The sequence below is a fragment of the Edaphobacter sp. genome (assembly GCF_035532915.1).
GTDB lineage: Bacteria > Acidobacteriota > Terriglobia > Terriglobales > Acidobacteriaceae > Edaphobacter.
In genome coordinates, this window is sequence record NZ_DATKQC010000489.1 from 1 (window position 1) to 7,599 (window position 7,599).

Genomic DNA, 7,599 nt, shown 5'->3' on the forward strand with positions numbered 1-7,599 from the left:
GGCCGATACCGGGATGCTGCAGAAGCTCTTCTATATAGGACCGCAGTTTCGTCGCGAGCGCCCGCAGCGGGGACGATACCGGCAGTTCTGGCAGATCGGCGCGGAGGTACTGGGACCGGCGTGGTCTGGCTCCGACAGCGCCCTGCGCGATGCCGAGGTGCTGGAGATGCTGGCTACTTTTCTTGATGAATTAGGTGTCAAAGGCTGGCGGCTGGCTTTGAATTCTGTGGGTTCGGCGACGGACAGGCCGCGATACGTTGCCGCGCTGCGTGAAGCGCTGGCGCCGGTGAAGCACCTGATGTGCGAGGACAATCAGCGGCGTGCGGAGACCAATCCGCTGCGCGTGCTGGACTCGAAGGACCCGAACGATCAGGAGATCATCAACGCGCTGCCCAAGATCGCCGATTATCTCGATGACGCTTCGCGGGAGCACTTCGAGCAGGTAAAGGCGGCGCTCGATGCCTGTGGCGTGGCGTACACCGTCGAGCCGAGGCTGGTGCGTGGGCTGGACTACTACACGCGCACGACCTTTGAGTTCACTGTGCCTGATGGCAGCGGGTTGGGCACGCAAAATGCCCTGCTGGGCGGCGGGCGGTATGACGGCCTGAGCGAGATGCTGGGCGGGCCGAAGGCTCCGGGGATTGGGTTTGCCATCGGCGAAGACCGGCTGATTTTGACGCTGCAGGCCCAGGCTGAGGCAGCTGCAGAGAAAAAGCTCGACATATTTATCGCTCCGATGGGCGTGGAGCGGAACGCAGAGGCGCTGCGGCTGGCGCAGGAGTTGCGGCGAGCGGGGCTTTCGGTCGAGGTCGGCGAGGGCACGTTTCGCCTCAAGAAGTCCTTCGAGACAGCCGACAAACTGGCGCGGCGAATGGTCATTCTCGGCGAGGATGAAGTCGCGTCCGGTATTCTGACAGTGAAGGACTTTGCGGCTGGCGAGCAGACGAAGGTTCCGCGCAGTGAGCTGGCTGAGGTGTTGCGCCGGTAAATTGCGGCAGATTTAATGAGCAGATAACAAAAATCCGGTGAGCTGAGTTCCGCCGCCGATATCACTAGCAAGGGAACTACAGTGCTTGATTTTCTAGGGAATTTGCAGCGCACGCACAAGTGCGGAGAGCTTCGTGTAGAGCAGGATGGCCAGGACGTCGTCCTGATGGGATGGGTGAACCGTCGGCGCGACCACGGCAACCTGATCTTTCTCGATGTGCGTGACCGTACCGGCATCACGCAGGTGGTTCTGGACAAAGAGGTCTCGGGCGAGGCCCATGCCAAGGCAGAGGCGGCGCGGTCGGAGTACGTCGTCGCGGTAAAGGGCAAGGTGCGGAGGCGTGAGGCTGGCCTCGAGAATCCGAACATGGCGACCGGCGGCATTGAAGTCGTTGCGCACGAGCTGCTACTGCTGAACGAGGCGAAGACGCCTCCATTCTCTCCTGCGGAAGATGCGATTGCGAACGAAGAGGTGCGGCTGAAGTATCGCTATCTCGACCTGCGCCGGGTGGAGATGCAGAAGAACTTCAAGATGCGGCACGATGTGGCGCGGGCGGTTCGCAACTATCTCTCCGACGAGGGATTTCTCGAGATCGAGACGCCGTTCATGACGCGCTCGACCCCGGAGGGTGCGCGCGATTATCTCGTTCCCAGCCGCGTTCATGCAGGCAGCTTCTATGCGCTGCCGCAGTCGCCGCAGATCTTCAAGCAGATCCTGATGATCTCGGGCTTCGACAAATACTTTCAGATCGCGCGATGCTTCCGCGATGAAGATTTGCGCGCAGACCGTCAGCCGGAGTTCACGCAGATCGACCTGGAGATGACGTTTCCGCAGCAGGCGACGATCTTCCACGTGGTCGAAGGATTTCTGACGGCTGCGTTCAAGGCCGCGGGCATCGCGCTGACGACTCCGTTTGTGCAGATGACCTACGACGAGGCGATCAAGAACTACGGCATCGACAAGCCGGACATGCGGCTTCCTGCAATGGTCTCGCTGAGCGAGGAGCTGACGCCGGAGCTGCGCGAGACGCTGAAGATCGAGCAGAACCTGCCGGTGCTTGGATTTGTGATCCCCGGCGTCGGCGCGTTGAGTGGGACGGCACGCAAAGGGCTGCTCGAAGAGGTTCGCGGAGGCTTTGGCGATAGCGGGCTCGACCTACTGGATGTTGTGCGGTTGAAGACGAACGCGACCTTCGCTCCGTTGGCTGCGGCGATTGAATCCAAGCTGGCCGCAGCGCCTGACGATCTGCTCGTTGTGGTGACACCGAAGCTGGGAACACCGGCGAAGTGGAACCACGATCCGCAGTGGATCTACAAGCGCGTCGGTGCGCTGCGTCTGCAACTGGCGCAGAAGTTCGCCGATAAGCATGGCCGTTTTGTGAAGACCGGGACTGAAGCTGATTACAAGTTTGCGTGGGTCACGGACTTTCCGATGTACGAGTGGGACGAGGAGGCGAAGGTGTGGAACGCAGCGCACCATCCTTTCACGTCTCCGCACGAGGAAGACATCAAGGCCGGGCGATTGACCAACGACAAGGGCGCTGTGCGCGCACTGGCTTACGACATCGTGCTGAATGGCACGGAGCTTGGCTCGGGTTCGATCCGTATCCATCGGCAGGACGTGCAGGCGGAGATCTTCCGCTCGCTGGGCATGTCCGACGCAGAAGCCAAAGAGCGATTCGGATTTTTTCTTGATGCGCTGGAGTACGGCACGCCTCCGCACGGCGGCATCGCGCTGGGTCTCGACCGCATCGTGATGATTCTTGCCGGGGCGAGCAGCCTGCGCGAGGTCATTGCCTTCCCCAAGACGGCAAAGGCGATTGACCTGATGGTCGATGCGCCAACCCCGGTGAGCGACCAGCAGATGCGCGATCTGCACCTTCGTACAGTTACACGCACTTAGTACACCTGCCGAAACAAAAAGAGGCCACACCCTTGCGGGTGGCCTCTCTTCCTTCTGCAGGAACTAATTCATCCAGCGCTTATCGTTGGGATCTTTTCGCAGCTCGTCGGGATCGACATAGCGGCCGTCTTTGTCGAAGTGGACCTCGCGGTTCTGCTTGCGCATGTAGACCTGGAACTTCTTCGCGGCGCGGCGGCGCTTCCAGCGGTAGTAGTCGTTCCTCACACCGAAGTAGCGCTCGCTCAAGCCAAGCGCCATTCCCCGCCGCGGTGCAAATTTTGTGTAGACATACCCCATCAACGCGCCCGAAAGCTCGGTGAGCGCGCCGAAGCGGTCGTCGCCTTTGAGCAGGATGGCGACGCAGAGAACGATATAAATCCACACCAGGTACTTCGCCTTCATGCGGACAAAGAAGAAGAACAGAATCTCCTGATCGCCTGCGATGACCGAGAAGGCCACCATCAGCGCGAAGATCGGCGACCAGGCGCCCAGCGCGATCAAGTCCGGCCGAAGCCCGACGAGGTGCACCAGCGTCAGCAGCGACGCCAGTAACGCCCCGGCAGCGGTAGAAAAGAGATAAAGCTCCATCAGCCAGCGCGAGCCGCGCAGGTCTTCAAGATATGCGCCGATAAACCACAGCGTCAGCATGGCAAACAGCGTGCCCAGAATCCCCATCGGCAAGAAGCCATAGGTGAGCAGTTGCCATACCTCGCCGCGAAAGACAGCAGCCGGGACAAGAGCAAGATGCCCCAGCAACAGGCCAATCGGTCGCGGAGCCACCCATCCCAATAATGCGAAGCCGAAGAACGCAATGAGGTTGGCGAAGATAAGGCGGCGCGTCGCTCCTGCGAAGGGCGGTAGCGCTAACGAGGTGGGGCCGGAACGGGGCATGTTCTATCCTCCTCTATTTCACCACGAATACCGGTCGAGCGTTTCCATCGTCTAACCGATTGCAGAAGGCTTTCCGCAATTGAAACCTGTGCGATTGGCGGTCAAATGGGCAATCCGAAACGCTGTCAAAAACACGTGCTTGACGAACGTGCCGGATCACCGCTAAATAGATAGATTGATGCGTCTGCGAACACCGTTCCTACATCCTATAGGCGGGCAGCGGACCCAAACCCCTGGAGGCTCCGATCATGGCTGTTGTATGTCCCGAATGCGATAACCCGATTGTCATCGATACCGATGAGGTAGAAGAAGGCGAGACGCTGCAGTGCGACGAATGCGGCCTTGATCTCGAGATTGTGTCTGTCGACCCGCTGGAGCTTGCTCCCGTCGACGTCTCTGGATACGACGACGAAGATGCCACGCCGGTCAGTGAAGAGGAAGATGAGTAACGGCAGTTCCATCAAAGGATAAGCCGTATACTTAAGCCTATGAAGCGTACCCGTCTTTCGCTCCGTTCCTTTGCCGGCAAGGTGGCCCTGGCCACTTGCCTGGCTGCGTCATGCCTCCTGGTTGCGCCGCAAATTTCCGTAGCGCAGAGCCGTGGTCCGGTGCAGCGCACCATCGACGGCAAGGTCGTCGACAAGTCGGACGCCCCACTCAAGGGAGCGGTCGTCTATCTCAAGGACGATCACACACTCTCGGTGATGAGCAAGATTACAGCTGCGGATGGCACCTATCGCTTCGGCCAGCTCTCGCAAAACACCGACTACGAGTTGTGGGCCGAGAGCAATGGCAAGAAGAGCAAAACCAAGAACATCAGCTCCTTCGAGAGCAGAAATTCCTTCCACTTCAACCTGAAGGTTGATTGATCGAAAAGCGCTGCCGGAAGCATCGACGTTTTTCTTTCATCACTCATCCTTGACGCGAGAGATGGAGCATGTCTAACTGACCTGCTCTACGCGATCCCCATAGCTCGGGGGCTGGCTCGTCACCAGGAAGCGCGTGCTCTCCGCGCTTCGGTTCAACACCTGGTGCAGCTTGCCGGGAGCAACTTCAATACCCTCGCTCACCCGCAGCACAAACTCTTCGCGTTCGACCTCTAACGTCAGCTCTCCTTCAAGCACATAAAAAAACTGGCGTGCACGAAGGTGAGAATGGCGCGTCTCGCAGGTGCCCGACGGCATTTTTTCTTCGATGATATTCAGCTCAGCCGTGCGAACGAGATACCAGCCGTCGCAGCGCTCGCCCCAGAGATAGTGCTCGGCATTCGCCGTGCTGACCGGCTTCACAGCGGTATGTTCCCGTGTTTTTTGGCGGGATTTTTATCGCGCTTCGTCGCCAGCATGTCGAGCGCGGAGTTCAGCCGCCGTCGCGTCTCGCTGGGACGAATGACGGCGTCGATATATCCGCGCTCCGCCGCGACATAAGGATTGGCAAACCGCTCGCGGAACTCCTCAACCTTCTCTTTGCGCGCCTCGGCAAGGACTTCCAGCTTCTGCTCCTCGCTAAAGGAGACGCCCTGGGGCATGATGGCCTCAGCACGGCGCAGTGTAGCGTCCAGTTCGCGCTTGTAGACGATATTCACCGCGCCCTCCGGCCCCATCACCGCAATCTCCGCCGTCGGCCACGCAAGATTCAGATCGGTGCGCAGATGCTTCGAGCTCATCACGCAATACGCTCCGCCATAAGCCTTGCGTGTGATCACAGTCAGCTTCGGCACCGTCGCCTCGGCAAAGGCGTAGAGCAGCTTCGCGCCATGGCGAATGATGCCGCCGTGCTCCTGCTGAATTCCCGGCATGAAGCCCGGTACATCTTCAAACGTAATCAGCGGAATGTTGAAGGCATCGCAGAACCGCACAAACCGCGCTCCCTTCACGCTGGCGTTGATGTCGAGCACACCGGCAAGAAACGCAGGCTGATTGGCGACAATGCCTACCGGCCGTCCCGCCATCCGTGCAAAACCGACGACGATATTCCGCGCAAAGTGCTCCTGCACCTGAAAAAAATATCCATCATCGACCACACGCGAGATGACATCGACCATGTCGTAGGGCTGATTGCTCTCTTCCGGAACGATGCTGTCGAGCGTAGCATCGGCACGCGCAGGATCGTCCTGCGTGGCTTTGCGTGGAGGATCGTCGAGATTATTCGACGGCAGAAAACCGAGCAGCTCGCGCACCATCGCGAGGCACTCCTGATCGTCGTGCGCCATAAAGTGCGCCACGCCGGAGATCTCATTGTGCGTCACTGCCCCGCCCAGCGCATCCTTGGTCACGTCCTCATGCGTTACGGTCTTGATGACGTCCGGCCCGGTGACAAACATGTAGCTCGTCTTCTCCGTCATTAAAGTGAAATCCGTGATCGCCGGGGAATACACCGCTCCCCCTGCGCACGGCCCAAGGATGGCCGAGATCTGCGGCACCACGCCGCTCGCCAGCGTGTTGCGCAGAAAGATGTCCGTGTAGCCCGCCAGCGAGACGACGCCCTCCTGGATGCGAGCGCCGCCCGAGTCGTTCAACCCTATAATCGGCGCGCCTACCTTCATCGCCATATCCATAATCTTCACGATCTTGGCCGCATTCGCCTCCGACAGCGACCCGCCAAAGACGGTGAAGTCCTGCGCGAAGACGAACACCACGCGCCCCTGCACCCGTCCATAGCCGGTGATAAAGCCATCGCCGGGAACGCGTTGCGCGTCCATGCCAAAATCGGTCGCACGGTGAGTGACAAACTTGTCGGTCTCTTCAAACGTGCCTTCGTCCAAAAGAAACTCCACCCGCTCGCGTGCAGAGAGTTTTCCCGCCTTGCGCTCCCGCTCGCGCCGCTCCGGCCCTCCGCCCTCTTCGGCGATGGCGTGGCGCACAGCAAGTTCAGCAAGCTTGGTCTGGTGCAGCGTAGGTTTAGCAGCAGATTCGACAGACTGATCGGGAAGGCCCATAGAAGAGCGATTCTAGCAGCGCTCGACTCGATGAGTAGCTCTGGCGGACCATCCGGCAACAGATTTTCAAGTCGTGGCAAGAGCGATACAGAGCGAAGATATAGCGAATATAATGAGGTGAATTCGCCGATGGCCTTCTCCCCCCAACCCGACCGCTTCGGTTTCCTCCACGTCGATCTGAACAGCTTCTTCGCGTCGGTCGAACAGCAGTTGCACCCGGAGTATCGCGGTAGACCGCTGGCCGTTGTCCCTACCATGGCGGACACGACCTGCTGCATCGCCGCGAGTTACGAGGCAAAGGCGCTCAAGATCAAGACCGGCACCCAGGTAGGAGAGGCTAAACGGATCTGCCCCGACATTGTGCTGATCGAAGGCGATCACGCAGTCTATGCCGACTACTCAGCACGCATTGCCAAGGCGGTAGAGCTGGTCTGCCCCGTCGCGCACACGCCATCCATAGACGAGATGTCCTGCGAGTTGATGGGGCGCGAGCAGGAGCCGCCGCGAGCGAGAAAGATCGCTCTCGAAATCAAACAATCGATCTACAAGAATGTAGGCGAAGCGCTGCGCTGCTCCATCGGCATGGCTCCCAATCGCTATCTCGCCAAGATCGCGAGCGATATGCAGAAGCCCGACGGCCTCATCGGCCTGCTGCCCTCACAACTTCCCCGCGCCATCGCTCATCTGGAGCTGCGCGATCTGCCCGGCGTCGGCGCAAGGACCGAAGTGCGCCTCAACGACAAGGGCATCCGCACCATGGAGCAGTTGCTCGCTCTTGATCGCAACGGAATGCACAAGCTATGGGACAGCGTCTGGGGAGACCGCCTCTACCATTGGCTGCGCGGCGAAGAGACTGGCGACGACGGCGCTCCTGTCAGCA

The 7,599-nt window shown here is 59.7% G+C and carries 8 protein-coding genes; 5 read left to right on the plus strand and 3 right to left on the minus strand.

The window, feature by feature from the left end; translation table 11 throughout:
• Positions 1–988 (plus strand): histidine--tRNA ligase (gene hisS, locus VMU57_RS22760; protein ID WP_325387632.1); only part of this gene is annotated, 988 nt, incomplete at its 5' end.
• A gap of 81 nt (positions 989–1,069) precedes the next feature.
• Entirely contained in the window at positions 1,070–2,890 is a 1,821-nt protein-coding gene (gene aspS, locus VMU57_RS22765; RefSeq protein WP_325387634.1) for an aspartate--tRNA ligase, read from the plus strand.
• A 63-nt stretch (positions 2,891–2,953) separates the two neighbouring features.
• On the opposite strand, the gene VMU57_RS22770 is transcribed toward aspS, so the two are convergent.
• Positions 2,954–3,781: a rhomboid family intramembrane serine protease gene (locus VMU57_RS22770; RefSeq protein ID WP_325387636.1), complete on the minus strand. Its 828-nt coding sequence runs from the start codon at positions 3,779–3,781 to the stop codon at positions 2,954–2,956.
• Between the two features lie 248 nt (positions 3,782–4,029).
• Between VMU57_RS22770 and VMU57_RS22775 the strand changes: the two genes are divergently transcribed.
• Positions 4,030–4,230, plus strand: coding sequence for a hypothetical protein (locus VMU57_RS22775; RefSeq protein WP_325387638.1), 201 nt, complete (start codon positions 4,030–4,032; stop codon positions 4,228–4,230).
• A 39-nt stretch (positions 4,231–4,269) separates the two neighbouring features.
• On the plus strand, positions 4,270–4,650 hold the full coding sequence (locus VMU57_RS22780) for a carboxypeptidase-like regulatory domain-containing protein (protein ID WP_325387640.1): 381 nt from the start codon (positions 4,270–4,272) through the stop codon (positions 4,648–4,650).
• Between the two features lie 72 nt (positions 4,651–4,722).
• Here VMU57_RS22780 and VMU57_RS22785 read toward each other — a convergent pair whose 3' ends face one another.
• Together VMU57_RS22785 and VMU57_RS22790 are read right to left on the minus strand one after the other, a co-directional pair.
• The gene (locus tag VMU57_RS22785; protein ID WP_325387641.1) at positions 4,723–5,070 is read right to left on the minus strand and encodes a cupin domain-containing protein; all 348 of its coding nucleotides are present in this window, start codon (positions 5,068–5,070) and stop codon (positions 4,723–4,725) included.
• Positions 5,067–6,719 (minus strand): acyl-CoA carboxylase subunit beta, encoded by a 1,653-nt coding sequence (locus VMU57_RS22790; protein ID WP_325387642.1) that lies wholly within the window; start codon positions 6,717–6,719, stop codon positions 5,067–5,069. The genes VMU57_RS22785 and VMU57_RS22790 overlap by 4 nt, the downstream gene beginning before the upstream one ends.
• Positions 6,720–6,848: 129 nt before the next feature.
• Here VMU57_RS22790 and VMU57_RS22795 point away from each other — a divergent pair.
• The coding region (locus tag VMU57_RS22795; protein WP_414648710.1) for a DNA polymerase Y family protein at positions 6,849–7,599 on the plus strand (751 nt) is incomplete at its 3' end.